At 68.5% G+C, this 24,725-nt stretch carries 25 protein-coding genes; 16 read left to right on the top strand and 9 right to left on the bottom strand.

Going from position 1 to position 24,725, the window contains the following annotated elements:
• Window positions 1-29: 29 nt before the first annotated feature.
• From AC1C2U_RS04885 to AC1C2U_RS04865, 5 genes are all read left to right on the top strand, one after another.
• A complete protein-coding gene (locus AC1C2U_RS04885) occupies window positions 30-1,880 on the top strand; it encodes a S1C family serine protease (RefSeq protein WP_495360579.1) in 1,851 nt (616 codons plus the stop codon).
• Between the two features lie 151 nt (window positions 1,881-2,031).
• A complete protein-coding gene (locus AC1C2U_RS04880) occupies window positions 2,032-3,063 on the top strand; it encodes a glycosyltransferase family 2 protein (protein WP_495360578.1) in 1,032 nt (343 codons plus the stop codon).
• 5 nt (window positions 3,064-3,068) lie between these two features.
• On the top strand, window positions 3,069-3,881 hold the full coding sequence (locus AC1C2U_RS04875) for a CDP-alcohol phosphatidyltransferase family protein (protein WP_495360577.1): 813 nt from the start codon (window positions 3,069-3,071) through the stop codon (window positions 3,879-3,881).
• Window positions 3,882-3,966: 85 nt separating this feature from the next.
• Window positions 3,967-4,812 (top strand): glycosyltransferase family 2 protein, encoded by an 846-nt coding sequence (locus AC1C2U_RS04870; protein WP_495360840.1) that lies wholly within the window; start codon window positions 3,967-3,969, stop codon window positions 4,810-4,812.
• A gap of 187 nt (window positions 4,813-4,999) precedes the next feature.
• Window positions 5,000-6,304 (top strand): CDP-glycerol glycerophosphotransferase family protein, encoded by a 1,305-nt coding sequence (locus AC1C2U_RS04865; protein WP_495360576.1) that lies wholly within the window; start codon window positions 5,000-5,002, stop codon window positions 6,302-6,304.
• A 113-nt stretch (window positions 6,305-6,417) separates the two neighbouring features.
• Here AC1C2U_RS04865 and AC1C2U_RS04860 read toward each other — a convergent pair whose 3' ends face one another.
• From AC1C2U_RS04860 to AC1C2U_RS04850, 3 genes are read right to left on the bottom strand one after another with little or no spacing between them, the layout of a single operon-like run.
• Window positions 6,418-6,870 (bottom strand): GbsR/MarR family transcriptional regulator, encoded by a 453-nt coding sequence (locus AC1C2U_RS04860; RefSeq protein WP_495360575.1) that lies wholly within the window; start codon window positions 6,868-6,870, stop codon window positions 6,418-6,420.
• A complete protein-coding gene (locus AC1C2U_RS04855; RefSeq protein WP_495360574.1) occupies window positions 6,863-7,669 on the bottom strand; it encodes an alpha/beta fold hydrolase in 807 nt (268 codons plus the stop codon). The genes AC1C2U_RS04860 and AC1C2U_RS04855 overlap by 8 nt, the downstream gene beginning before the upstream one ends.
• Window positions 7,670-7,688: 19 nt before the next feature.
• Window positions 7,689-8,684 (bottom strand): hypothetical protein, encoded by a 996-nt coding sequence (locus tag AC1C2U_RS04850; RefSeq protein WP_495360573.1) that lies wholly within the window; start codon window positions 8,682-8,684, stop codon window positions 7,689-7,691.
• A 152-nt stretch (window positions 8,685-8,836) separates the two neighbouring features.
• Between AC1C2U_RS04850 and AC1C2U_RS04845 the strand changes: the two genes are divergently transcribed.
• Together AC1C2U_RS04845 and AC1C2U_RS04840 are read left to right on the top strand one after the other, a co-directional pair.
• Window positions 8,837-10,186 carry an HNH endonuclease gene (locus tag AC1C2U_RS04845; RefSeq protein WP_495360572.1) on the top strand — a complete coding sequence of 450 codons (1,350 nt, stop codon included), beginning with the start codon at window positions 8,837-8,839 and terminating at the stop codon, window positions 10,184-10,186.
• 131 nt (window positions 10,187-10,317) lie between these two features.
• The gene (locus AC1C2U_RS04840; protein WP_495360571.1) at window positions 10,318-10,776 is read left to right on the top strand and encodes a hypothetical protein; all 459 of its coding nucleotides are present in this window, start codon (window positions 10,318-10,320) and stop codon (window positions 10,774-10,776) included.
• A 20-nt stretch (window positions 10,777-10,796) separates the two neighbouring features.
• On the opposite strand, the gene AC1C2U_RS04835 is transcribed toward AC1C2U_RS04840, so the two are convergent.
• Both AC1C2U_RS04835 and AC1C2U_RS04830 read right to left on the bottom strand, forming a co-directional pair.
• Window positions 10,797-11,561: an ABC transporter ATP-binding protein gene (locus AC1C2U_RS04835; protein ID WP_495360570.1), complete on the bottom strand. Its 765-nt coding sequence runs from the start codon at window positions 11,559-11,561 to the stop codon at window positions 10,797-10,799.
• A 23-nt stretch (window positions 11,562-11,584) separates the two neighbouring features.
• Entirely contained in the window at window positions 11,585-12,412 is an 828-nt protein-coding gene (locus AC1C2U_RS04830) for an ABC transporter permease (RefSeq protein WP_495360569.1), read from the bottom strand.
• Between the two features lie 103 nt (window positions 12,413-12,515).
• Here AC1C2U_RS04830 and AC1C2U_RS04825 point away from each other — a divergent pair, with 103 nt between their 5' ends.
• Window positions 12,516-13,058, top strand: a complete 543-nt coding sequence (locus tag AC1C2U_RS04825) for an ECF transporter S component (RefSeq protein WP_495360568.1) — start codon at window positions 12,516-12,518, stop codon at window positions 13,056-13,058.
• Window positions 13,059-13,238: 180 nt separating this feature from the next.
• Here the strand turns inward: AC1C2U_RS04825 and AC1C2U_RS04820 are convergent, their stop codons facing one another.
• Both AC1C2U_RS04820 and AC1C2U_RS04815 read right to left on the bottom strand, forming a co-directional pair.
• Window positions 13,239-13,931: a phosphocholine cytidylyltransferase family protein gene (locus tag AC1C2U_RS04820; protein WP_495360567.1), complete on the bottom strand. Its 693-nt coding sequence runs from the start codon at window positions 13,929-13,931 to the stop codon at window positions 13,239-13,241.
• A 240-nt stretch (window positions 13,932-14,171) separates the two neighbouring features.
• A complete protein-coding gene (locus AC1C2U_RS04815) occupies window positions 14,172-14,822 on the bottom strand; it encodes a hypothetical protein (RefSeq protein ID WP_495360566.1) in 651 nt (216 codons plus the stop codon).
• A 490-nt stretch (window positions 14,823-15,312) separates the two neighbouring features.
• Here AC1C2U_RS04815 and AC1C2U_RS04810 point away from each other — a divergent pair, with 490 nt between their 5' ends.
• From AC1C2U_RS04810 to AC1C2U_RS04800, 3 genes are read left to right on the top strand one after another with little or no spacing between them, the layout of a single operon-like run.
• Window positions 15,313-16,110, top strand: a complete 798-nt coding sequence (locus tag AC1C2U_RS04810; RefSeq protein WP_495360839.1) for an ABC transporter ATP-binding protein — start codon at window positions 15,313-15,315, stop codon at window positions 16,108-16,110.
• Window positions 16,086-17,660: a hypothetical protein gene (locus AC1C2U_RS04805; protein WP_495360565.1), complete on the top strand. Its 1,575-nt coding sequence runs from the start codon at window positions 16,086-16,088 to the stop codon at window positions 17,658-17,660. The genes AC1C2U_RS04810 and AC1C2U_RS04805 overlap by 25 nt, the downstream gene beginning before the upstream one ends.
• A 10-nt stretch (window positions 17,661-17,670) precedes the next feature.
• Window positions 17,671-17,958, top strand: a complete 288-nt coding sequence (locus AC1C2U_RS04800; RefSeq protein ID WP_495360564.1) for a DUF3039 domain-containing protein — start codon at window positions 17,671-17,673, stop codon at window positions 17,956-17,958.
• 108 nt (window positions 17,959-18,066) lie between these two features.
• Here AC1C2U_RS04800 and AC1C2U_RS04795 read toward each other — a convergent pair whose 3' ends face one another.
• The gene (locus AC1C2U_RS04795; RefSeq protein ID WP_495360563.1) at window positions 18,067-19,386 is read right to left on the bottom strand and encodes a nicotinate phosphoribosyltransferase; all 1,320 of its coding nucleotides are present in this window, start codon (window positions 19,384-19,386) and stop codon (window positions 18,067-18,069) included.
• A 55-nt stretch (window positions 19,387-19,441) separates the two neighbouring features.
• Here AC1C2U_RS04795 and murI point away from each other — a divergent pair, with 55 nt between their 5' ends.
• The 3 genes from murI to rdgB are packed head-to-tail and all read left to right on the top strand — an operon-like array spanning window position 19,442 to window position 21,697.
• On the top strand, window positions 19,442-20,305 hold the full coding sequence (murI, locus tag AC1C2U_RS04790; protein ID WP_495360562.1) for a glutamate racemase: 864 nt from the start codon (window positions 19,442-19,444) through the stop codon (window positions 20,303-20,305).
• Window positions 20,302-21,075: a ribonuclease PH gene (gene rph, locus AC1C2U_RS04785; RefSeq protein WP_495360561.1), complete on the top strand. Its 774-nt coding sequence runs from the start codon at window positions 20,302-20,304 to the stop codon at window positions 21,073-21,075. The genes murI and rph overlap by 4 nt, the downstream gene beginning before the upstream one ends.
• A 4-nt stretch (window positions 21,076-21,079) precedes the next feature.
• The gene (rdgB, locus tag AC1C2U_RS04780; protein ID WP_495360560.1) at window positions 21,080-21,697 is read left to right on the top strand and encodes an RdgB/HAM1 family non-canonical purine NTP pyrophosphatase; all 618 of its coding nucleotides are present in this window, start codon (window positions 21,080-21,082) and stop codon (window positions 21,695-21,697) included.
• Between the two features lie 35 nt (window positions 21,698-21,732).
• Here rdgB and sigJ read toward each other — a convergent pair whose 3' ends face one another.
• Window positions 21,733-22,653, bottom strand: coding sequence for an RNA polymerase sigma factor SigJ (sigJ, locus tag AC1C2U_RS04775; protein ID WP_495360559.1), 921 nt, complete (start codon window positions 22,651-22,653; stop codon window positions 21,733-21,735).
• Between the two features lie 98 nt (window positions 22,654-22,751).
• On the opposite strand from sigJ, the gene AC1C2U_RS04770 reads away from it, so the two are divergent.
• Both AC1C2U_RS04770 and AC1C2U_RS04765 read left to right on the top strand, forming a co-directional pair.
• The gene (locus AC1C2U_RS04770) at window positions 22,752-23,687 is read left to right on the top strand and encodes an NAD-dependent epimerase/dehydratase family protein (protein WP_495360558.1); all 936 of its coding nucleotides are present in this window, start codon (window positions 22,752-22,754) and stop codon (window positions 23,685-23,687) included.
• Between the two features lie 80 nt (window positions 23,688-23,767).
• Window positions 23,768-24,688 carry a cation diffusion facilitator family transporter gene (locus AC1C2U_RS04765; RefSeq protein ID WP_495360557.1) on the top strand — a complete coding sequence of 307 codons (921 nt, stop codon included), beginning with the start codon at window positions 23,768-23,770 and terminating at the stop codon, window positions 24,686-24,688.
• The last annotated feature ends 37 nt before the right edge of the window (window positions 24,689-24,725 follow it).

Here is a 24,725-nt window from a genome sequence, read left to right as displayed (position 1 = left end):
ATGCTGGCATCGCTTGGAAGGAGCACACCATGACCGACACCACAGATGGCGCCACGGGGGAGCCCCGCGAGGCCGACGTCACCCCGACGCCCGCAGACGCTGCAACGCCCGCAGACGCTGCGAGCGCGACCCCTGCAATCCCCACCACTTCCGCTGCACCGACCGACTCGGTCGCCGCAGCGCAGACCGAACCGCCGGCTGCGCCTGTCGCTCCGGTTGTGCCTGAAGCGCCCGCCGCCCCTTCGGCCGCGCCTGAAGCTCCGGCTTCCGCGACATCCGCCCCGGCAACTCCGGCCCCGGCGACTCCCGCTCCGGCCGCGACGGGCACGGTGTACGAGCCCGGGCAGCAGCCCCAGCCCTACACCGCCCCGCAATACACGAAGCAGCCGGCTCAGCCCGCGGCCGTGGCATCCGCTGCCCCGCAGCCTGCTCAGGCGCCCGCCCAGCCCGGCCAGGTTCCGCCTGCCTTCGGCGGGCCTGCTGCTCAGCAGCACGAGACCCAGCAGCACGAGACCCAGCCGACCGTGCCCCTCGCGGGCGTGCCGATCCAGGGCGCCGACGACGGCACTCCCACCGCTCCGAAGCAGCGACGCGTCGGTCTCGGCGTCGCCGCCGCGATCGTGGCGGCCGCCCTCATCGGCGGCGCATCGGGCGCCGGCATCACCGCGCTCATCGCGAACAACAACGGCACGCCGGCGAGCGAGAGTGCGGGCACAGCGCAGAACATCGTCGTGAACGACACCGACTCGGTCAACCAGATCACGGCTGCCACCGCCAAGGCGAGCCCGAGCGTCGTCACCATCTCGGTGTCGGGTTCCGAGTCCGGTGGCACGGGTTCGGGCATCATCCTCTCCGATGACGGCTACGTGCTCACGAACACGCACGTCGTCACGCTCGACGGAGCGACCGGCGAGCCGACCATCCAGGTCAAGACGAACGACGGCCACCTCTACGAGGCCGAACTCGTCGGCACCGACCCGCTCTCCGACCTCGCGGTCATCAAGCTCGTCGACGCATCGGGCCTCACCCCGCTCGAGTTCGCCGACTCCGACAAGCTCAACGTCGGCGACACGGCGATCGCGATCGGCGCGCCGCTCGGCCTTTCGGGCACTGTGACCAACGGCATCGTGAGCGCCCTGAACCGTTCGATCGACGTTGCCTCCTCTGCTGCGCCGACGACCCCCGACGACTCGCAGGGTGACAGCGGCGATCAGGGCGACAGCGGCGACCAGGGCGACAGCGGCGACCAGGGCGAGCAGCGAGGCCAGGGCGAGCAGGGCGACGACGGATCCGACAGCCCGTTCGACTTCTTCTTCGACCTGCCCGACCCCGACGGCGGCGAGCCGCAGCAGCCGAGCGCATCCGCCGGACAGGTCGCGCTTCCGGTCATCCAGACGGATGCCGCGATCAACCCGGGCAACTCCGGTGGCGCGCTCGTCGACTCCGAGGGCAAGCTCATCGGCGTGAACGTCGCGATCCTCTCCACGGGCGGCGCGGCATCGGGCGAGACGGCCGGCAACATCGGCGTCGGTTTCGCAGTGCCGTCGAACCTCGCGAAGCGCATCGCCGATGACATCATCGAAGACGGTTCTGCCAGCCACGGCCTGCTCGGCGCGACGGTCACGTCGGCCGAGGCCGAGGGATCGAGCGACACCGTCGGTGCGCTCATCGCCGATGTGCCGGCAGACGGTGCGGCCGCGAAGGCGGGCCTGAAGGCGGGTGACGTCGTCACCGAGTTCAACGGGGTGCCGATCACCGATCAGACCGACCTGACCGCGCAGGTGCGCGCCCTCCCGGGTGGCGCCGAGGCCGAGCTCACCTACACGCGTGACGGTTCGTCGCAGACGGTCACCGTCACCCTCGGCACCTTCGAGGGCTGATCGAACGACGACCCGCGCGGCGGGTCCGGATCCGAAGGGATCCGGGCTCGCCGTCGCCGTCTGCCCATCCCGTGTTCTCGCAGGCACCGGCTGCTAGGCTCGATCGACCCGAGCGCGAGTGAGGAACATGCCCGAGCAACACCCTGAAGCGATGCCTGCGTCGCTCCTCGGCGTCTCCTACGTCATGCCGGTGCTGAACGACGCAACGCATGTTCGGGCCGCCGTCGAGTCGATCCTCGCGCAAGACTATTCCGGCCCAGTCGAGGTGCTCATCGCTCTCGGCCCTTCGATCGACGGCACCAACGAGCTCGTCGCCGACCTCGCGGCACGCGATGCGCGCGTGCGCGTGCTCGACAACGAGGTCGGCTCGACGCCGGCCGGGCTGAACATCGGCATCAGGGCCGCGCAGTACCCCGTGGTCGTGCGAGTCGACTCGCACTCGATGCTGCCGACCGACTACGCCCGCATCGCGGTCGAAGAGCTCGAGCGCACCGGCGCTGACAACGTCGGCGGCATCATGGATGCGCAGGGCGAGACGCCGTTCGAACGTGCCGTCGCCCTCGCCTACACGACCAAAGTCGGTCTCGGCGGCTCCGCGTTCCACGTCGGCGGCACGGCGGGCCCCGCCGAAACGGTCTACCTCGGCGTATTCCGCCGCTCCGCGCTGCTTCGGGTGGGGCTCTTCGACGAGACGATCAAGCGCGGGCAAGACTGGGAGCTGAACCGGCGCCTCCGCGAGACCGGTGGCACCGTGTGGTTCACCCCGCGCCTCGGCGTGACGTACCGGCCACGCTCCTCCCTCGGCCGGCTCGCGAGGCAGATGTTCTCGACCGGGCTCTGGCGCGGCGAACTCGCACGTCGCTTCCCGTCGGCGAACGGCATCCGCTACTTCGTACCGCCCGTCATGGTGCTGGGGGTCGCGATCGGCCTCATCGCCGGCATCGGCGGCCTTGTGCAGGCGGCACTCGGCGTCGCGCCGTGGCTGCTCCTCGGTTTCGCCGCGCCGATCGTGTACCTGCTGTTCGTGGTGGCGGCGGTGCTCGTGTACGCCCGAGGGCGCGGCGCGAGCACGGCGGCGTGGTTTCTCGTAGTGTTGCCCTGCATACACGTCTCGTGGGGAGTGGGGTTCGTGCTCGGATACCTGGCGCTGACGAGCAACATCGCAAGGCACACGGGAAGGTGACGTCGATGTCACAAGCCGGTCCGGTCACCACGAGGCCCACGAGCATCGCCGAGCTGCGCGAGGTGACCCAGCCGCCCGAGGTGAGAGGTCGACGCAACGCCGAGCACTGGACGGCGTCGCTCTACCTCCGCAAGCTCTCGCCATACCTCACGTGGATGCTGCTGAAGACCTCGATCTCGGCGAACGGCGTGACGGGGCTCATGATCCTCGTCGGTTGGTCCACGGCCGCGGCCCTGCTCATCCCCGGCATCTGGGGCGCGCTTCTCGCCGTGGTGCTCGGGCAGCTGCAGATGCTCGTCGACTGCTGCGACGGCGAGGTCGCGCGTTGGCGGCGTACGTCGTCGCCTGCGGGTGTCTTCCTCGACAAGGTGGGGCATTACACGACCGAGGCGCTCATTCCGCTCGCGCTCGGCATCCGCGCAGCGGCGTATCCGCTCGAGTTCCCGGCCGACTTCCTGTGGACCACGATTGCCGCACTCCTCGCCCTCGTGATCGTGCTCAACAAGGCGCTCAACGACATGGTGCACGTCGCTCGTGCCAACGCCGGTCTCGCGAAGCTCGCCGACACCCACGGCGAGACCGCTCCGCGCGGCGGGCTCGTCGCCAAGCTCCGCAAGACGGCGCGGTTCCTGCCGTTCCATCGCCTGTACCACTCGGTCGAGCTCACGCTCATCGTGTTCGCGGCGGCGCTGGTCGGGCTCATCGCCGGCCAGCCCCTCGTCGACCGCATCGTGCTCGCGGCCCTGCTGCCGCTCGCCATCCTCTCCGTGATCGGGCACTTCGTCGCGATCATGGCCTCTCGTCGTGTCCGTTCCTGAGCTCCCAGAGCCTGTCGAAGGGAACTCGCCCGCTTCGACAGGCTCAGCAAGCGAACTGCCCCGCGTCGGTGTCGTGGTGCTCACGATGGGCACCCGTCCCGATGACCTCGCCCGCGGCATCCGGAGCATTCTCGCCCAGCAGGGGGTCGTGACCGACGTCGTCTGCGTCGGCAACGGCTGGGACCCGGCGACCGCTTCGCCGGCGCTGCCGGCTGGAGTGAAGACCCTGCACCTGCCCGAGAACCTCGGCATCCCGGCCGGCCGCAACCGCGGGGTGCCGCTCGTGACGGGCGAGTCGCTCTTCTTCCTCGACGACGATGCGTTCCTGCCGAGCGAGACCTTCCTGGCCGACGGATGCCGCGTGCTCGCCGACCGGTCAGAGATCGGCCTGCTTCAGCCGCGCGTCGTCGACCCGACTGGCCGGGTCTCACCGCGGCGCTGGATTCCGCGCATCCGCAAAGGCGACCCCGCCCACTCGAGCAACGTGTTCTCGTGCTGGGAGGGTGCGGTGCTCATGCCGCGCGCAGTGTTCGATGCGACCGGCGGCTGGGCCGACCCGTTCTTCTACGCGCACGAGGGCATCGAGCTCGCGTGGCGGGTGTGGGACACCGGGCACGTCGCCTGGTACGCCGGAGACCTCGAGGCGGCCCATCCGGTCATCGATCCGGCCCGGCACGCGTACTACTACCGGCTGAATGCCAGGAACCGCGTCTGGCTCGCGCGCCGCAACCTGCCTGCCGTGCTCGTGCCCCTCTACGTCGGCTCGTGGACCGCGATCCAAGTGTTGCGGTGGGCGCGCAACCCGTCTGCCCTCCGCGCGTGGTTCGGCGGCTGGCGTGCCGGGTGGCGTGAGTACCCGGGGGAGCGCCGCCCGATGCGATGGCGCACGGTGTGGCGCATGACCCTTGCCGGCCGGCCGCCATTGGTGTGACTTCGTCGCCCGAGGAGTGGAACCGTTCGAGTTCACTGAGGGTGCTCCGATTTCTGATCTGAAGGGATAGGTCGGGCGACCCGCCTATTCCCCCTCTCGCGTGTGACCCGGTAACGATCGGCTCTCAGTGCGCCCGCCGCGCCCGCCACGAGGCATCCGCTCAGCCCGGCCTCGCTACCCTTGGAAAGTGGGATTGAGGAAAGACGCGCGTCGAGCCGTCAAGCTGGCCAAGGACATCATGTGGTCCAGGCGTGCGCAGCGCTCGCTCGGCGTGAAACTCGCCGAGCAGCAGCCGCTGCCGCCCCACCGCTTCCGCATCGGGGTGTACTTCGCCGACGGCAAGGTCAATCTCTACCAGCTGCGGCAGTGGTACGCCCCGCTCGCCGAACTCGCCGAACGCCACCCAGTGCTCGTGCTGAGCCGGGCATCGGGCGCGGCACTCGCCCTGCTCGACGAGTCGCCGTTGCCGGTCGCGTATGTGCGCCGCGTGGCCGATCTCGAACAGGTCATCCAGGAGCAAGACCTCCACGTCATCCTCTACGTGAACCAGAACGCCAAGAACTTCCAGATGATGCGCTACGGGCGTCGCTGGCACGTGTTCATCAACCACGGCGAGTCCGACAAGATGTACATGACCACCAACCAGTTCAAGGCCTACGACTACGCCCTGATCGCTGGGGATGCTGCGAAGGCGCGGCTCGAAAAGGTGCTCTGGGACTATGACTTCGACAAGCGTGCGATCCCCATCGGACGCCCGCAGGCCGACCACTACCTCGATGACACCTCGCTGCCGTACCCGCAAGACGGTCGTGAGGTCGTGTTGTACGCACCGACATGGGAGGGCGACCGCGATGCCGCGGCCTACGGCTCGATCGCCTCGCACGGCGTGTCGCTCGTGCAGGGTCTGATCGCCACGGGGCGTCACCGGGTGATCTACCGTCCGCATCCGCGGTCGGGAGTCGTCGACCCCGCGTACGGCGCGGCGAACCGTGCCATCATCGCCGCGATCGCGACCGCGAATGCAGCCGACCCGGCCGCACAGCACATCTACGACGACGGGCCGAAGCTGGGCTGGCAACTCGCGGCGGCCGACGTCGCGATCGTCGACATCTCCGCGATGGTCTACGACCGGCTCGCCGCCGGCAAGCCGTTGCTCGTCACCCGGCCGGCGAACCCTGAGGCGCAGATCGACGCCTCGGGCTACCTGCAGGCGTGCGAATGGCTCGAGGTGACGGATGGCGCGGCGATGGTCGCGCGCGTCGATGAGGTCGCCCACGACGACGCTGCCCTCGAGCGGCTCGGCGTGTGGGTCGAGCGATACTTCGGCGACACCACTCCGGGCGTCACCACGGCGCGATTCCACTCGGCCATCGATCACCTCATGAGCGAATGGGAGCGGTTCGCCGCCCTGCACGAGGCCGACGGTGAGATCGATGAGCGCGACGTGCGCGCGAACGACGACGAAGACGACGGCGACACGATCGCGGTCTGATTCGTCGCGGTGCGCGGTGCGCGGGTGCGCCGTGCGGGTGCGGTGCGCGGGTGTGCCGCGCGGGTGCGCCGGGTGCCGGCGCTGCGTGCCGGTGCCCGCCGCAGGATCGCGGATCAGCCGGCCTCGATGCTCCGATGCCGGCGCAGCATCTCGTCACCGGCGTCGACATAGCCCTCGAAGAGTCCGGTGACGGCGCGGAGGCGCTCAGCCGCCCGCGCGTCGCCGGTGAGCGACTCACCGGAGCGCAGCGTGCGGATGAACATTCGGGTGCGCTCGTGGCTCGCCGCGAGCAACTGCTCGAATCCGCCGACCGCCTCGACGCGGAGGCGCCGACTCCCGGGCTGGGCGATCGTTCGAGCGAGTCCCCACGACACCAGTTCGCGAACCGCAGTGCTGACGCTGCCGGTGCTGAGGCCCAGCTCGGTGCCGATGGTGTCGAGCGTGGCCGGTTCGGTACTGAGCAGCAGGTATCCGTAGAGCCGACCGGTCGCGCGGGAGAGCCGCCAGATGGCGAGCGCATCGCCGACGGATTCGATGAACTCCGCCCGTTCGTCGTGCTCAGGCACGTGGCGCCGCCGCGAGGATGTCGAACAGCGCCGCCGTGGCCGCTTCGGGCGCATCGAGGGTGACCACGTGACCTGCGCCCGCGATCACTCGCTCGGCGACGCCTTCGGCCTTCGCCCAGGCCGGCATCGCCGTGGCGATGTTCCCGGTGCGGTCGAGTTCGCCGCGGACGAGGCCGAGCGGAACGGGCACCCGGTAGTCGGCGTCGGGCTCGACGAACTCGACGGTGGCACGCCAGACATCGAGGAACACTCGCTTCGGCATGCGCGCGAAGACCGCTTCGGCGGCGGCGATCGCGTCGGGCGTCACTGCCGAGGCGCGAGCGAGCAAGCCGGGCAGCCGTGCAGCGGGAATGAGCGACAGTGCGGGGGCGGCGAGCCGCAGTGCGAGGCGTTCGCCGCGCGAGAGCGGGCCGGTGTTCCAGGTCGAGTCGATGACGATGAGCGCACCGACTCGTCGCGGTTCGCGCCGGACCAGGGCTTGGGCGAGGTTTCCCCCGAGCGAGTGCCCGATGAGCACCGGACGCTCGAGATCGAGGTGATCGAGGAGCGCCGCGAGGTCGTCGAGTGCGGCATCGGCGGTGAATCGGATGCCGGGTGCGAGCTGCGATTCGCCGTGCCCGCGTTGATCGAAGCTCACCACCCGGTGACCGGCCTCGTGCAGGGCGAGCGCTTGCGCGGTGAACATGGAGTGGTCGATACCGGCGCCGTGCACGAAGACGGCCGGTTGTGCGTGACCGTCGAGCACCGCGAAACGGAGTGTCGCACCTGGACGATCGAGTGTGCGATCTAGATTCAGCATCTTCTGAAGATAGCAAACCTCAGCTCGGGTCGTGGGTCTCTCCGGCTGCGTCGGGAGACTCCGAAGTGTCCTCGTCGTCGGAACGCCGTGTGATCGCACCCCGGGCAGCCCGCCCTGCGGCACGCCCAGCCGACTGGATGCCACGGCTCGCCGAGAGGGCAGCGCCTCCGACGGCGCCGCTGACCCGCGACATCCGTGCCCCGGCGGCCCGCAGCATCGAGTCGCCTTCACGCGGCTCGAGTTCGAACGGGAGCACCGCAGGCGCCTGGCCGAACGCCAGCCGCGACTGGCGCAGCACACGGCGGCCGAGCATGTGATTGCCGGCGCCGCCGATGGCTGCACCGATGCCGAACGGGATCGCCTTGCCGATGATGCCGGCGCCGCCGCGCACCGCGAACTGCTTGATGAACACGCTGCGAAGGCGTTCGACGACGGTGCCCATGACGGCTTTCGGCAGGTTGCTGGTGATGAGCTCGCCCCAATAAGCGTTGCGAGCGACGCCGGTGCCAGAGGCCTGCCCGGCGAGCTGGCGCACGAGATCGACGCCCTCGTTGCCGAGCATCAGGGTCATCACGAGCGCGCGGGCGCGATCGGGGTTGTCGATGACGATGCCGTGCACCTCGGCGACCGACTGGGCGAAGAGCGCGGTGGCCTCGAGGAAGCCGGCCGTCTCGACGCCCGACAGTGCCAGGGTCACGCCGGTTCCGATGCCCGGGATGACCGCGGTCGCGCCGACGGCTGCGCCTCCGGTGGTCACAGCCGCGAGGTAACGGCGTTCGAGGATGCGCACGATCTGCTCGGGCGTGGCATTGGGCGACCTTCTGCGGATGATGCGGAGGTGGGCCACGACGATCGGGCGCTGTATCGAGAGCACCCGGTCGATGCCGCGCTCCATGCCGTGGGCACGGGGCTCCTGTGCGCCGTCTTGGGCGTCGCCCTGCGCACCGGGAACCGAATGCTCCTCTTGGGGGGCATCCGTCTTCATCGAGGTGATCCTGTGTACTCGGTCGGGCATGTGGCGATGATACGTGAGCTGGCTGGGTGTATTCGAGCAACCGACTCGTCCTCCACAGGTGACGTGGCCGTCGATCTCTGCACAGATTTACTGAGGCTGACCGGCTGTTTCCACTCGAACAGGATGTCGGTGGGTGGTGCTTGACTCATCTCATGACGACATCGCACGCGGCACCCGAGACGGCAGCCGGGCCGCGCGCAGCGCTCGCGCCAGAGGTTTCGCTCGATGCCGCACTCGACGCTGCGCTCGTCGTCATCGCTCGTCTCGAATCCGAGCTCCGGGCCGCGCAAGCCGAGCAGCTTCGACAGATCGCCCTCGCGCACGAGCACATGGCGGCGATCGAGTCGCACCCGTCACGCTCGCGGCGTGACGACGACGAGTGCATCCGCCGAGCGATGGTCTCCGAACTCGCGACCACGCTCCGGGTGCACGAGCGCACCGCGTCCCGCATGCTCGCCGATGCCGACGATCTCGCGCACGGGTTCGAAGCCACACACGAGGCACTCGCCTCGGGGGTGATCAGTCTGACGCAGCTGCGCGATCTGCTCGACGCCTCGCACACCTTGCCTGAGGCGTCGCGGAGTGAGTTCGAGGGCGTCGCGCTCGAAAAGGCCGCGTGCATGACTCCGCCTGCGTTCCGGCAGGCGGCGAGGCGACTGCGCGAGCGGATGCATCCGCAGAATCTCGAGCAGCGCCGCGAGTCGGCCCGTTCAGAGCGGCGCATCGCACTCGAGCCCGATGCCGACGGCATGGCATGGCTGCACCTCTTCCTCGAGGCTGAGCGTGCAGCGGCGATCCTGGCACACGTCGCGCAGTGCGCCTCGCGTGCTGAGGCGAACGACCCGCGCACGCGACGGCAGCGCGAGGTCGATTGCGCGGCCACGCTCCTGCTCGGCTCGTCACCGGCGAACGCCACTCCCTCAGCGGATGCGACCGCGACCGCGACTGCGACCGGGTCCGCGACCGATCTCGGCGTCGTGCGGCCGACGATCTACGTCACCGTGCCCGTGCTGACTCTCCTCGGGTACGGCGAAGAGCCCGCCGAGCTCGACGGGTACGGGCCGATCGACCCGCAAACTGCACGCGAGCTCGCCGCGCACGCACCCTCATTCCAGCGCATCCTCACCCATCCCGAGACCGGCGCGTACCTCTCGTTCGGTCGTGACAGGTACCGGGTGCCGGCCGATCTCGCCGGCTTCCTGCGGCTCCGCGACGGCACGTGCCGGTTCCCGGGCTGCGGTCGAAGTGCAGCGAGCAGCGACATCGATTGGCAGCACGGCGGAGAGACGACGCACCTGAATCTCGCGCACCTGTGCCGAAAGCATCATCGACTGAAACATCTGACACATTGGCGCGTGAGACAGGGGGTCGGTGGCGAAATCCGCTGGACGAGCCCTGCCGGGCGCGATCACGTGAGCGAGTCGGTGCGATTCACGTCTCGATCGTCTCCGCCTGCGATGCCTCCCTCCCCACCCCCGACATCGCAGTCGCCGGCCGCCTGAACTCCGTCGAGCACGCAGTGAGTGCGCGCAACAAGCTGCACGAAACGTGCAGCACGAAACGTGCAGCACGAAACGTGCAGCACGAAACGTTGCAGCACGAATCCGAACACCAACCCGAAAGTGAGCTCGCCATGCCGTTTCCCCTGACACCCGTGCGTCGACCCGAACCGACTGCGGAGATGATCATCACCGCGGCTCAAGAACGACTCACCGACGGGCGTACGCATCCGACGTGCCTGCGCTACCATCGGGCGCGAACCGAGCTCGAAGCGCACCTCGAGAGGCTCGGCGAGGGGATGCTCCTCGAAGCCGGAATCGCGATGCTCGAGATCGAACGAGAAGTCGAACCGCTCGGCGCATTGCTCCGGGTCGCGACCGGCGAAGATCTGCTCTACTCGCTGTGCTCGTTCGTGCGTCTCGAACGATCACCCCGTCTCCCGCTTCAGGATGCGCGAGCACAATTGCGAATTGCCGAGGAGTGTCGGCGCTTCATGACCTCCCGCGGAATCGTCGACGTTCGACATGCCTGCGCGCTCTGGGAATTCGACGACGCTGTCCGGCAGGCGCGCGTATCGCTGCGCTCTCGATGACCGTGGCGCCGTTCGATGCGCTACGACGTGGCGTACTGCGCGTTGTACAGGTCGAGAACCTCGTCGATCGGACCGTCGAGCACGAGAGCGCCCTTGTCGAGATAGAGCCCCCGCGTGCAGAACCGTCGCAGGTCGCGTTCGTTGTGCGAGACGAAGAACAATGTGCGGCCACCAGCGAGCAGCTCGTCGATGCGTCGATAGCACTTCTCGCGGAACGCCTTGTCACCGACCGCCAATACCTCGTCGACCAGCATGATCGGCTCTTCGAGCTGCGAGATCACGGCGAACGCGATGCGCACCTTCATGCCGCTCGAGAGGTGCTTGTACGGAGTGTCGAGAAAATCGCCGATGTCGGCGAACTCGATGATCTCGTCGAACCTCTCGTCGATCTGCGCGTTCGTCATTCCGTGCAGGCCGGCCGTGAGGTAGACGTTGTCGCGCACCGTGAGGTCGTCGACGAAGCCGCCCGTGATCTCGATCAGCGGGGCGACGCCGCCCGTGACCTCGACCGTGCCCTCGTCGGCGATCATGACGCCGGCAACGAGCTTCAGCAGTGTCGACTTGCCCTGCCCGTTGCGACCGACCACGCCGATCGCCTCGCCGGGGCGCACCTCGATCGAGACATCCCGCAGCGCCCAGAACTCTCCGGGTCGGGTGCGACGGCGACGCCCCGCGAGGAGGTCCTTGAACGAGCGGCGCCCTCGGCGGTTGCGACGGAAGCGGATGCCGAGTCCATCGGTTCGGATCGCGTAGGGTGCCGCGGTGACGGCGGTCGTGGCATCCAATTCAGATCTCCTTCAGCACCTGGTCAGATCTCCTTCAGCACCTGGCGCTCGGCTGATCGGAACACCCAGAGTCCGACGGCGAGCAGCACGACCGACATCAGAGCTGCGATCGCAACATTGAACCAGTCGAGCTCTTCAGGGAAGAAGCCGGCGCGATACAGCCCGAAGATGCCCGAGAGCGGGTTGAACGCCGCCCAGAAGTGCAACTCGCTGGGCAGGTCGGTGACGCCGTAGATGATGGGGGAGGCGTAGAACAGGAACCGCAGCACGAGTTTGACGGCCCGCTCGAGGTCGCGGAAGAAGACCACGAGCGGCGCGACGATGAGCGCGACACCCGCGGTGAGGACCGCCTGCAGCAGGATCGCGAGCGGGAACAGTGCGAGCTCCCAGTGCAGCGATTGCCCGAGATCGATGACGAAGAACACGATGACGAACAGCGCGAGCACCGGAAGCGCCAGCAGGAACTCGATGCCCTTCGACAGCACGATGCGGTTCACCCAGATGGTGCGCGGGATCTTCGTCGATCGGATGAGCTTGGCCTCTTTGAGGAACGCCCGCGTCGAGTCCGAGACCGCCCCGTTGAACCACATCCACGGCAGCAGTGCCGAGAGCAGGAAGACGATGTACGGATCGGTGCCCACCGGCCGCTGGAACACCTGCGTGAAGACGAACCAGTAGATGCCCGCCATCACGAGCGGATCGAGCACCGACCACACGTAACCGAGCGCCGATGTCGAGTAACGCACCTTCAGATCGCGCGTCGTGAGCAGCCACAGCGAATGCCGGTACCGGGCCCACGCCGTCCGCTGCAGCGGATGCGCGTCGCCGTACGCGGCAGATGCGGTGCTCATCACGCCTCTCATCGTAGATGCCACCCTCCAACGGAAATGCATCGGCGAGGTAGATTTGAACGCAGATGGGTGGCAAGTGCCGAGCCCAGTCGGAAGGAGCCTCGTGCACCGCACCAGCACCCGTGTAATCCTCAGTTGCGCCGCGATCGGCGTCGCTGGTGGGCTCTTCGCCGCCGGGGCGGGGTATTTCGCCGGGCTCATCGCCGGCATCGCGCCGATGCTCTACGGCATCACCATTGGCTCTCACTTCCTGCCGAGTGCCGTTGCCCTCGCGCTGCTGAAGCGTCCGGGCGTCGGCCTGCTCACCGGGTTCATCGCCGGCCTCGTCGGCGCGGCGTTCGCGCCGCATTGGATCCTCCGGTTCCTCGGCACCGGCCTCCTCGTCGGCGCCCTGCTCGAGTTGCCGTTCTTCATCACCCGGTACAAGAACTGGTCGGCGTGGCTCTACTACGTCGCCGCCGGGGCATCCGGACTGCTGCTCGCCGCGGGCACGTTCATCGCGCTCGGCCCCGAGCACTACGCCCCGTGGTTCTGGGCGCTCTACCTCTCGCTCTTCACGCTCAGCCCGATCGTGTTCACCTGGCTCGGTCGAGTGATCTCAGCATCATTGGCGCGGGCCGGAGTTGCGCGCAACCTCACCACCTGAGGGCTGTGCGCCGGAGCCGAAGTCGGTGACGCAGAGACAGAGACGCAGAGACAGAGACAGAGAAGAGCGGATGCCTCGAGGCATCCGCTCTTCTGTTCTGCTGCTGTGCTACTTGCGGTGCTGTGCTACTTGCGGTGCTGTGCTACTTGCCGTGCTGCATTACCGGTGCTGTGGTGCAGGTCACACGAAGTGGTTGGCTCGCTCGAGGTCTTCGGCGAAGTCGATCTCGACCGCGTACAGGTCGGAGATGTCCATCGGCTCGACGAGGAGGCCGTTCTTCTCGATCGCGAGCTCGAGGCCGCGTTCGAAGTAATCTTGATCGCCCACGCGCTGCAGGTGCGCGAGGAAGGTCGCCTTGTCGCGGCTCGAGATGTAGTTGATGCCCACGGCCTCGCCGAGACCGCCCCTGACGGTCTTCGAGAGCTCTTTGATGTAGCCCTCGGCGCTCGTGGTGTACTTCACCTCTTCGTCGGACACCTTCGAGGTGTTGACCGTAACCATCGACTGGTCGCGCGCGATGAACGGCAGCGCGCGGTCGAGGATGCGCGGGTCGAAGACGACGTCGCCGTTCATCCAGAGCACGCCGCCCGACTGCGAGGCAGCGAGGGCGCGCATGAGGCTCTTCGAGGTGTTCGTCTGGTCGTACTCTTCGTTGTAGACGAAGGACGCCTGCGGGAATGCCTCGATGATGTGCTCGAGCTTGTAGCCGACGACGATCGTGACGTTGGCGTTCGCACCGAACGCGTGCTCGATGTTGTCGAACTGCTGGCCCATGATGGTGCGGCCGTCGCCGAGTTCGGTGAGGGGCTTGGGGAGGGATCGCCCGAGCCGGCTCCCCATGCCGGCCGCGAGAATCACGATCTGGGTGGTCACTGCATCTCCTTTGGTGGGTCGGATGCCACGGGCGTTCGCCCTCGTCGCCGAGATTTCGCCCGATTCTCATCCGGAAGTTCACATATGGACACGCCGTTATGCCGGTCTTCAGGATATCGAGGGGTGCCTGTGGCCCACCAACTGGGGACAAGGTCGTAGTGCGATCGTGATGTTGTCTTCAGGTGATACCCAGCATTGTCAATGCGGATCGGCTCGTCGCAAGGCTCGATTTGGCGGCGCTCATTGATAGGTTGTCTGGGTGACTTCCGTTTCGCGCTCAGAACACGACGACGAAACTGCCGAAGGCACCGGCACGGGGGCGTCCGACACGCGGGGATCCCAACCGGCTCGCTCGGCAGGCGCGTCGACGCGCCCAGCGCGCAGCACACGTACGACCGCTGCGAAAACGACGGCCGCACCGGCTGAAACCGCACCGGCTGAAATTGCCTCGGCCGAAGCTGTCGACGGCGGCGATGCGACTGCCGCGAAGAGCAGTGCTGCAGCGAAGAGCGCCGGGGCGAAGAGCGCCGGGGCGAAGAACGCCGGGGAGAAGAGCGCCGGGGCGAAGAACGCCGGGGAGAAGAGCGCCGGGGCGAAGACGACCACCGCGAAGCCAGCGGCGAAGACCACTGCGGCGAAGAGCGCCGGAGGGAAGACGACAGCCGCGAAGAGCACTGCGGCGAAGACCAGCGCAGCGACGACGAAAGATGCTTCGGGGAACGTGGCCGACAGCGATGAAGTGACGAGTCCCGCGCCGTCGAAGCGAACCGCTGCGTCGCGCTCGGCGTCGACGAAGGCCGCTGCTGCGCGCGGAGACGCCGCCAAGACTGTTCGAACCCCCCGCACCTCGGCGGCGAAGAGCCAGGTCGGTAGCGCGAGCAGCCGGAGCACGGCGGCCGCTGCGGCGTCGCAGCGTCAGGCTCAGCGGGTCGCAGCCGCACTGACGACCGAGACCACCGCGGCCGAGCGCACGACTCGCAAGGCCGCTACCGAAGAGTCGCCCGCCGCCGCCCTCGAGTCGCCTGTCGTCGCTGAGCCTGTCGCGACGCCCGAGTCGGCGGCCCCGCGATCGGAGATCGACGAGGAGACCGTGGAACGGGTGCCCAAACGCGCACCGGTTCGAACCGCCGCTGCGGTTCAGGCTGCGGCCGCAGTTCAGGCTACGGCGCCCGCTCCGCCGGCAGTCGAGACTCCGGCCGCGCCGGCCGTCGCCGTCCCCGAGGCATCCGTCGTGCCCGAGGCATCCGTCGTGCCCGAAGCATCCGCAGTCGTGGAGGCCTCCGCGGTTGTTGCGGGGTCGACGATCGCGTCATCCGGAACCGCTGAGCAGGCTGTCGCCGTCATCGCGGCGCCCAAGAAGTCCGCCGCACGCAAGAAGCGCATGCTGCGACCGGCTCGACCTGCCCCGGCCACGAACGCACCGAAGGTGCTCGCGATCGAGGGGCTCGTGAAGCGCTTCGGAGAGAATACCGCCGTCGACGGCATCACCCTCGATGTGCGCGCCGGCTCGTTCTTCGGCATCGTCGGCCCGAACGGTGCAGGCAAGACCACGACCCTGTCGATGGTCACCGGCCTGCTCCGGCCCGACGGCGGCACCGTACGCATCCACGACATCGACGCGTGGGCGAACCCGCAGGCGGCCAAGCGTGCCACCGGCGTGCTGCCCGACCGACTCCGGCTCTTCGACCGGCTGACCGGCGCGCAACTCCTGTACTACTCGGGCATCCTGCGCGGCCTCGACGGGCGCACGGTGCGCGAGCGCAGCGCCGACCTCATCGCGGCGTTCGGCCTCGAAGATGCCCTCGATCGGCTCGTCGCCGACTACTCGGCCGGCATGACGAAGAAGATCGCCCTCGCGTGCGCGATGATCCACTCGCCGCGACTGCTCGTGCTCGACGAGCCGTTCGAATCGGTCGACCCGGTGTCGGCGGCGAACCTCACCGAGATTCTCGAGCGCTACGTCGCGGGCGGCGGCACGGTCGTGCTCTCCAGCCACGGCATGGACCTCATCGAACGTGTCTGCGACTCGGCCGCGATCATCGTCGCCGGGCGCATGCTCGCGGCGGGAACGCTCGACGAAGTGCGAGCCGGTCAGACCCTCGAAGACCGATTCGTCGAGCTCGCCGGCGGACGCAAGGCTGCGGAAGGCATGGAATGGTTGCACAGTTTCTCCGACTGAAACTGCGCTTGCTCGGGAACATCTTCCGGCGGAGTCCTTGGCAGGTCGTCGGCATCGTCATCGGGCTGATCTACGGACTGGGGCTTGCGGCGCTGCTCTTCGCGACGCTCGTCGGCCTGCGGTTCGTCGGTGACGTCGAGCTGATTCGCGACGGCTTCGTCGTGGCCGGGGCGGTCACCGTGCTGGGCTTCATCATCGTGCCGCTGATCTTCGGCGTCGACGACACCATGGACCCGCGACGGTTCGCGCTCTTCGGACTGCCCGATCGAACCCTCGCGGTCAGCCTCGCCGTCGCCGCCGTCATCGGCATCCCCGCGCTCGTGCTCGCGATCGTGCTCCTCGGCACGGTGGTCACGTGGTCGCGCGGAGTCGGGGAGACGCTCGCGGCGATCATCGCCGCGGCTCTGGCATTCGCGACGTGCCTTCTGCTCGCGCGCGTGTCGACGGGGCTCGCATCCCTGCTTCTGGCCACCCGGCGAGCCCGCGAACTGAGCGGTGTGCTGGGCCTCCTGCTGATCGTCATGGCCTCGCCGCTCATCGTGGTGCTGGTCACCGTCGACTGGGCGAACACGGGGCTCCGAGTGCTGGAGGCGTTGGCGGGTGCACTCGCCTGGACCCCGCTCGGCGCGGTCTTCGCGATTCCCGGTGACGCGGCATCAGGTGATTGGGGCACGGCGTTCCTGAAGCTCCTCATCGCCGTCGCGACACTCGTCGTGATCTGGTTCGCTTGGCAGTCGCTCGTGGCGAAGATGCTCGCGACACCCGGCCGCGAAGCATCCGCCAAGAGCTATCGTGGCCTCGGCTGGTTCGACCGGATGCCGCAGGGCGCGACCGGTGCCATCGCCGCACGCAGCTTCACCTACTGGTTCCGCGACGCACGCTACTGGGTCTCGCTCGTGATCGTGCCGATCGCGCCTCTGATCGTCATCGTGCCGCTCAGCCTCGCGGGCATCCCGAACCTGTACCTCGGACTCATCCCGGTGCCGCTCATGTGCCTGCTGCTCGGCTGGAGCATGCACAACGACACCGCGTCCGACTCGACGGCGATCTGGTTGCACGTGGTGTCGGGCGTGCGCGGCGTCGCCGATCGTGTCGGCCGTCTCGTTCCCGTGCTCATCACCGGTGTGCTCGTGATCGGGCTCGGCAGTGCCGTGACGGTGTTCGTGCTGAACGACTGGCGGCTGCTGCCGTCACTCCTCGGAGTGAGCACCGCGCTGCTGCTCGCAGGCCTCGGTGTCGGGTCGATCACCTCGGCCCGCTTCCCGTACCCGGCAGTGAAGCCCGGTGACAGCCCGTTCCAGCAGCCGCAGTCCACGGGCGGCATCACCACGCTCGTGCAGTCGATCACGATGCTCGGTTCGCTGCTCATCGCGCTGCCAGCTGTGGTGTTCGCCGGGCTCGGCCTCCTCGTCGATCCGGCGTGGCACGCGGCATCCTTCGCCTCGGGCGTCGGGCTCGGCATCCTCGTGCTCGTGCTGGGCGTGCTGGTCGGCGGCCGGGTGTTCGATCGGCGTGGTCCCGAGATCCTCGCTGCTGCGATCCGCGCGTAGAATCGAACGCATGATTTCATCCGTGCGCGTGAGCATCGCCGACCCTGATTCCCCGGGTGGCGGCACCTCCGTTCTCGACCGTGAGCTCGAGAAACTCCTCCAAGACGAGGCCATCGAACCCGGCGACCACGAGCGCTTCTCCCACTACGTGAAGAAGGAGAAGATCCTCGAGTCGGCGATGACGGGCAAGCCAGTGAAGGCACTCTGCGGCAAGAAATGGACTCCGGGGCGCGATCCCGAGAAGTTTCCCGTGTGCCCGAGCTGCAAAGAGATCTACGAGCGGATGAAGTCGGCGTAAAGGGCTCAGCGGTAGGGGCTCCGGGTCTCGATACGCTCGCTGGCGCTCGCTACTGACCGACGTGAGTTTCCGGGTCTCGATACGCTCGGCACGCGACCGACGTGAGGTTCAGCGGTACGTCGTCGGAATCACCGGCTCGCCGCGGCCGAGCCGGAACGCCTCGATCGGCAGTTCCTGCATGACCTCGGCGCGGTGTGCTCGCGCGGCCTCCGTGCCGGCACGCCCGAGGAACGCAGGGTCGGCCTGGCCGCCCGACATGAGCTGCACCATGAGCGGGCGCAACCGGCTGCCCGCTTCGAACTCGGCCTCACCGTCGGGGCCGTCACCGACGAAGACCAGCTCTTCACGCGCCGTGAGCGTGGAGTCGAGGCGTCGTGCGGCGTTCTTCCTGCCGCCGACGCTCGCCTTCTGCGTCGACGCCTTCGCGACCGCGACCCACTCGCCCGCATCGTCGCGACGCGCGACGATCTTGAACACCATTCCGGCGGCAGGGAAGCCCGAACCGGTGACGACCGCGGTGCCGACCCCGTACGCGTCGACGGGTGCGCCCGAGAGCCCGGCGATCGTGAACTCGTCGAGGTCGCTCGTGACGGTGATGCGGGTGTCGACGGCGCCGAGCGTGTCGAGTTGCTCGCGCACGGAGGCCACGACGGTCGGCAGGTCGCCCGAGTCGATGCGCACGGCGCCGAGTTCGGTACCGGCGACCTTCACTGCGAGCTCGACGCCGCGCGCGATGTCGTAGGTGTCGACGAGCAGCGTCGTCTTCGAGCCGAATGCATCGACCTGCGCGCGGAACGCCTGCTCTTCGGTGTCGTGCAACAGCGTGAACGCGTGTGCGGCGGTGCCCATGGTCGGAATGCCCCAGGTGCGGCCCGCTTCGAGGTTCGACGTCGCATCGAAGCCGGCGATGTACGCGGCACGGGCCGCGGCGACTGCCGCGCCCTCGCTCGTGCGCCGTGAACCCATCTCGGCGATCGGCCGGCCGAGCGCGACCGAGACCATGCGAGCTGCGGCGCTCGCAACCGAGGAGTCGTAGTTGAGCGTCGAGAGCACGACCGTCTCGAGCATGACCGCCTCGGCGAAGCTCGCCTTGATGGTCAGGAGGGGCGAGCCCGGGAAATACGCCTCGCCCTCGCGGTACCCCCAGATGTCGCCGGTGAACCGGTAGTCGGCGAGCCAATCGAGCGTCGCAGGCCGAACCACGTCGTGCTCGCGCAGCCATTCGAGCTCGGACTCTTCGAAGCGGAAGCGCTGGATGAGTTCGAGCAGGCGCCCCGTGCCGGCGACGACGCCGTATCGGCGGCCGTCGGGCAGGCGCCTGGCGAAGGCCTCGAAGAGGCTCTCGCGATGGGCGGTGCCGTCGAGTAACGCGGCATCCACCATCGTCAGCTCGTATCGATCGGTGAAGAGCGAAGCAGACCCGGTCACAGAGCAAGCCTATCGAGGAGGGTGCGCCCAGCGGGGACCGCTACGCTTGCATGTCGTGACGGATGCACCGATCGGGATCTTCGACTCCGGGGTCGGCGGGCTCACCGTCGCCCGGGCCGTGAAAGACCAGTTGCCCAATGAGTCGATCCTCTACATCGGCGATCTCGAGCACTCGCCCTACGGTCCGAAGAAGATCGCCGACGTGCGCGGGTACGCGCTCGCCGTGCTCGACGACCTCGTGGCGCAGGGTGTGAAGATGCTCGTGATCGCCTGCAACACGGCGTCGGCCGCGATGCTCCGTGACGCACGCGAGCGCTACGAGGTGCCCGTCGTCGAGGTGATCCAGCCGGCAGTGCGTCGCGCCGTCGCCGCGACGAAGACCGGGCGGGTTGGAGTGATCGGCACGGTCGGCACCATATCCTCTCGCGCCTACGACGACGCGTTCGCGGCGGCGCCGCACCTCCAATTGTTCTCGCAGGCGTGCCCACGTTTCGTCGAGTTCGTCGAGGCCGGGGTGACGACCGGCGATGAACTGCTCGCGGTCGCCGAGGAGTATCTGGCCCCGCTGAAGCGTGCCCGTGTCGACACCCTCGTGCTCGGCTGCACGCACTATCCCTTCCTCAAAGGCGCGATCTCCTACGTCATGGGCGAAGCGGTCTCGCTCGTTTCAAGCGACGTCGAGACGGCGAACGACGTCTACCGCGTGCTCGTCAGTACCGGACTCGAGCGCCGCGCAGCGACCCCGCCGAGTTACCGTTACGAGGCGACCGGTCACTCCACGAGTGCCTTCCTCGACCTCGCCCACAGGCTCATCGGCCCCGAGATCCCGAGCGTCGAGCTCGTCGAGACCGGTGCCGTCACCATCCCAGACCACCGATCTGCCAGCAACCGCAGCCGGCTTCGACAGGAGAACGCATGACCGAGGCATCCGAGCCCACCGCAGTGATTCGCGCCGACGGGCGCACCGTCGACCAGTTGCGCGAGGTGACCATCGAGCGCGGCTGGAGCGAGCACGCCGAGGGCAGCGCGCTGATCTCGTTCGGCCGCACCAAGGTGCTGTGCACCGCGTCGTTCACGAACGGCGTGCCGCGCTGGATGAACGGCAAGGGCAAGGGCTGGGTGACGGCCGAGTACGCGATGCTGCCCCGGGCGACGAACAGCCGCAACGACCGCGAGTCCGTCAAGGGCCGTATCGGTGGTCGCACGCACGAGATCAGCCGCCTCATCGGCCGCAGCCTGCGCGCGGTCGTCGACATGAAAGGTCTCGGCGAGAACACGATCCAGATCGACTGCGACGTGCTGCAGGCCGATGGCGGCACTCGCACGGCCGCGATCACGGGCGCGTACGTCGCCCTCGCCGACGCGATCGAGTGGGCGCGCGACAAGAAGTTCATCGGCCAGCGCGCGAAGCCGCTCATCGACACGGTCTCGGCAGTCTCGGTCGGCATCATCGACGGCACGCCCATGCTCGACCTCGCTTACGTCGAAGACGTACGTGCAGAGACCGACATGAACGTCGTGGCGACCGGACGCGGTCTGTTCGTCGAGGTGCAGGGCACTGCCGAGGGGGCGCCGTTCGACCGCCGCGAGCTCGACTCGCTGCTCGACCTCGCGCTCGCCGGCACGGCTGAGCTCACGCTCATCCAGCAGCTCGTGCTCGCCGAGGCCACCGCCGCCGCGGGGGAGTGACGCCTTGCCGCTCGAGATCGTGCTCGCCACCCACAACCAGCACAAGGTCGACGAGTTCCAGAAGATCCTGGGCGAGCGGATGCCGGGGGTCACCGTGCTCCCGTACGACGGCCCCGAACCCGTCGAAGACGGCACCTCCTTCGCCGAGAACGCGTTCATCAAGGCGCGTGCCGCCGCTCACCACACCGGGCGAATCGCGCTCGCCGATGACTCCGGCATCGCGGTCGACGTCATGGGTGGTTCACCCGGCATCTTCTCGGCACGCTGGTCTGGGCCGGGCAAGGGGGCGCAGGCGAACCTCGAACTGCTGCTCGCGCAGCTCGGCGACATCCGCGACCCGCATCGGGGCGCCCGCTTTCACTGCACGATCGCTCTCGTCGCGCCTGAGGCGACCGGCAGCGCGTTCGAGTTCGCTGCGGTCGGCGAATGGCCCGGTCGCATCGCAACGGATGCCGCGGGCGTGCACGGGTTCGGTTACGACCCGATCTTCGTGCCCGAGGGCTTCGAGATCTCGGCCGCCGAGCTCGCGCCCGAGGTGAAGAACGCGCACAGCCATCGGGCACGTGCATTCGGCGCGTTGCTGCCCCGACTCGAGCGCATCGTCGCCGAGCGCGGCGACTGAGCGCGAAGCCCGAGCGCGAAGCCCGAGCGCGCCGACTACGCCTCCGCGTCGGCCGAACTCATGAGCGCGGTGAGGTCGCCGACCTTTCCGAGGTGACCGAGCTTGTCGGGATTCAGCTGGTTCGCGACCGTGTGCACCGAGCCGCCCTCGACGTGCACCATCAGCACGCTGAGGATCGCGCCGTCGGGCCCCGTGATCCGCAGCGCCGGAGCGCCGTTGACGTTCATGCGTTCGAGCCGTACACCCAAGCTCTCCCCGCGGCGGGCGAGTCCGACCAGGAACCGCGCGACGGCGACGGCGCCGCGCAACGGTTGACGGATCGCCGGCGCTCGACCGCCGCCGTCGCCGTAGAACACGACGTCGTCGGCGAGGGCGCCGACGAGCCGGTCGACGTCTCCCGCCTCGAGTGCGGCGAAGAACGCGTCGGTGAGTGCGGCGTCGCGTTCGCTCGCACCGTCGAATCGGGGCCGTCCGTCGGCGATGCGAGCCTTCGCCCGGTGGAAGATCTGGCGGCATGCGGCCTCGTCGCGCTCGACGATGCGGGCGACAGCCGGATAGTCGTAGGCGAACACCTCGCGCAGCAGGAACACGGCGCGCTCGACCGGTCCGAGCCGCTCGAGCACCGCGAGGAACGCGAACGAGAGCGTCTCATCGCGTTCGACCCGGTGTGCCGGGTCGGCGTCGTCATCCGGCAGCGGCTCGGGTATCCAGGAGCCGACGTAGACCTCACGGGTGCGCCGGGCCGAGCGCAGCGCGTCGATCGCGAGACGTGTGGCGACCGTCGCGGCGAAAGCGTCGGGATTGTCGATCGTCTTGCCCGCCGCCTGGCGTTCCTGCAGTCGCACGTACGCGTCTTGCACGACGTCTTCGGCTTCCACCACGCTGCCGAGCATTCGGTAGGCGATGGAGAACATGAGCGGGCGCAGTGCGTTCTGCGCCTCGCCGGTGACCGCCATGGTTCGAGGATGGCACAGAACTCCGGCTATCACAGACCCCCGCTGTCACAGATGCGGGTGATCGATCGTCGAAGGGGTTGAGAGAGAAGGAGATCGACATGCGAGTGTTCATCGCAGGCGCCACGGGCGCCATCGGATCGAGACTGGTACCGCTGCTCGTCGCTGAGGGACACGAGGTCGTCGGCACGTCGAGGAAGCCCGACCGGCTTTCGGTGATCGAGTCGGCCGGCGCACGCGCCGTCGTGATGGACGGCCTCGACGAGGCATCCGTGCGTACCGCCGTGGTCGATGCGCGGCCCGACGTGATCGTCCACCAGCTGACCGCCCTCAGCGGGCAGGCCGGCGACATGAAGCACTTCGATCGGGGCTTCGCGGCGACGAACGCCTTGCGCACGCGGGGCACCGACCACCTGCTCGCAGCCGCAACAGAGGCGGGTGTCGGGCGCTTCATCGCGCAGAGCTACACGGGCTGGCCGAACGAGCGCACGGGCGGGCGGGTGAAGACCGAGGAGGACCCGCTCGACTCGAACCCGACGAAGGCGTCGCGCGAGACGCTCGCCGGGATCCGGTACGTCGAGCAGCGGACGACGGATGCCGGGGGCCTCGCGCTCCGCTATGGCACCCTGTACGGCCCGGGCAACGACATCGGTCGTGGCGGCTCGATCGTCGAGATGGTCAAGGCACGCAAGCTGCCCGTCGTGGGAGGCGGCACGGGGATATGGTCGTTCTGCCACATCGACGACGCGGCATCCGCGGCGGCTGCGGCCGTCACACGCGGCGCGCCGGGCGTCTACAACATCGTCGACGACGACCCCGCGCCTGTATCGGTGTGGCTGCCGGAGTTCGCACGCGCGGTCGGTGCGAAGCCGCCGATGCACGTGCCCTCGTGGGTCGCCAAGGCGCTCATCGGCGAACACGGCGTGTCGATGATGACGAAGGTGCGCGGCTCGTCGAACGCGAAGGCGAAGCGAGAGCTCGGGTGGGCTCCGATATGGCCGAGCTGGCGGGAGGGATTCCGCAGCGGACTCGGCTGACGGCACCGCCTGCGGGCCTGAGAACGCGACTCATTCCTATCTGGGCCGGGTCCCCGGTTCCCGGCTTACGCTGGAATGACATGGCACACGATCACGATCACGCGGGCACCGCGAATCGCACCCGGCTCTGGGTGGCGATCGCGATCATCGGCGCGTTCCTCGTCGTGCAGGTGATCGGTGCGCTCATCAGCGGCTCGCTCGCACTCCTCGCCGACGCGGGCCACATGACGAGTGACCTCATCGGGCTCGTCGTCGCGCTCGTGGCCGCGGTCGTCGCGGCCCGTCCGGCGACCGATCGGCAGACCTACGGATACCGTCGGGCCGAGGTGTTCGGCGCGCTCGTGAATGGCGTGATCCTCGTCGTCGTGGCGGTCTCAGTGGCGATCGGCGCGATCGGTCGTCTGGTGACTGGCGCTGAGGGCGAGGCGCACGAGGTGCAGGGGGTGCCGATGCTCGTCGTGGCGGTCATCGGCCTCGCCGCGAACGTCGCCGCGATGCTCGTGCTCCGCGGCGGTGCGAAGGACTCGATCAACCTTCGTGGCGCATATCTCGAGGTGCTCGGCGACATGATCGGCTCGGTCATGGTCATCGCGGCCGCGCTCGTGATCGTGTTCACGGGGTTCGACGCGGCCGACCCGATCGCGTCGCTGGCCATCGCGGCGCTCATCGTGCCGCGGGCCCTCTCACTGCTGCGCGACGTGGCGCGCGTGCTCTTCGAATCTGCACCCGCCGACACCGACGTCGCCGAGATCCGGGCGCACATCCTGCGCACGAAGGGCGTCGTGGCGGTGCACGACGTGCACGTCTGGGCGATCACCTCGGGCTCGCACGTGTTCAGTGCACACGTCGAGGTGGAGCCCGAGGTGTTCGCCTCCGGCCGAGCCGGCGAATTGCTCGATGAGCTCGGCGGATGTCTCAGTGATCACTTCGACGTCGCGCACTCGACGTTCCAGCTCGAGCCGGCGGGTCGTGCCGAGCGGGAGCAGCCGCAGCATCCGTGACGGGCGCGACCTGCGCAGATCGCCGGCCCCGTCGACC

This window comes from Agromyces sp. Y575 (assembly GCF_059445445.1).
This window is presented reverse-complemented; position numbering and strand designations above follow the sequence as displayed.

Excerpts from the sequence above, each read along its gene's own strand:
- AC1C2U_RS04845 (WP_495360572.1), top strand. The coding sequence starts at position 8,837 with ATGACGACATCGCACGCGGCACCCGAGACGGCAGCCGGGCCGCGCGCA.
- AC1C2U_RS04840 (WP_495360571.1), top strand. The coding sequence starts at position 10,318 with ATGCCGTTTCCCCTGACACCCGTGCGTCGACCCGAACCGACTGCGGAG.
- AC1C2U_RS04770 (WP_495360558.1), top strand. The coding sequence starts at position 22,752 with ATGCGAGTGTTCATCGCAGGCGCCACGGGCGCCATCGGATCGAGACTG.
- AC1C2U_RS04880 (WP_495360578.1), top strand. The coding sequence starts at position 2,032 with ATGCCTGCGTCGCTCCTCGGCGTCTCCTACGTCATGCCGGTGCTGAAC.
- AC1C2U_RS04850 (WP_495360573.1), bottom strand. The coding sequence starts at position 8,684 with ATGCCCGACCGAGTACACAGGATCACCTCGATGAAGACGGATGCCCCC.
- AC1C2U_RS04810 (WP_495360839.1), top strand. The coding sequence starts at position 15,313 with ATGCTGCGACCGGCTCGACCTGCCCCGGCCACGAACGCACCGAAGGTG.
- AC1C2U_RS04855 (WP_495360574.1), bottom strand. The coding sequence starts at position 7,669 with ATGCTGAATCTAGATCGCACACTCGATCGTCCAGGTGCGACACTCCGT.
- AC1C2U_RS04765 (WP_495360557.1), top strand. The coding sequence starts at position 23,768 with ATGGCACACGATCACGATCACGCGGGCACCGCGAATCGCACCCGGCTC.
- sigJ (WP_495360559.1), bottom strand. The coding sequence starts at position 22,653 with ATGGCGGTCACCGGCGAGGCGCAGAACGCACTGCGCCCGCTCATGTTC.
- AC1C2U_RS04885 (WP_495360579.1), top strand. The coding sequence starts at position 30 with ATGACCGACACCACAGATGGCGCCACGGGGGAGCCCCGCGAGGCCGAC.
- AC1C2U_RS04805 (WP_495360565.1), top strand. The coding sequence starts at position 16,086 with ATGGTTGCACAGTTTCTCCGACTGAAACTGCGCTTGCTCGGGAACATC.
- rph (WP_495360561.1), top strand. The coding sequence starts at position 20,302 with ATGACCGAGGCATCCGAGCCCACCGCAGTGATTCGCGCCGACGGGCGC.
- AC1C2U_RS04800 (WP_495360564.1), top strand. The coding sequence starts at position 17,671 with ATGATTTCATCCGTGCGCGTGAGCATCGCCGACCCTGATTCCCCGGGT.
- AC1C2U_RS04875 (WP_495360577.1), top strand. The coding sequence starts at position 3,069 with ATGTCACAAGCCGGTCCGGTCACCACGAGGCCCACGAGCATCGCCGAG.
- AC1C2U_RS04830 (WP_495360569.1), bottom strand. The coding sequence starts at position 12,412 with ATGAGCACCGCATCTGCCGCGTACGGCGACGCGCATCCGCTGCAGCGG.
- AC1C2U_RS04870 (WP_495360840.1), top strand. The coding sequence starts at position 3,967 with ATGGGCACCCGTCCCGATGACCTCGCCCGCGGCATCCGGAGCATTCTC.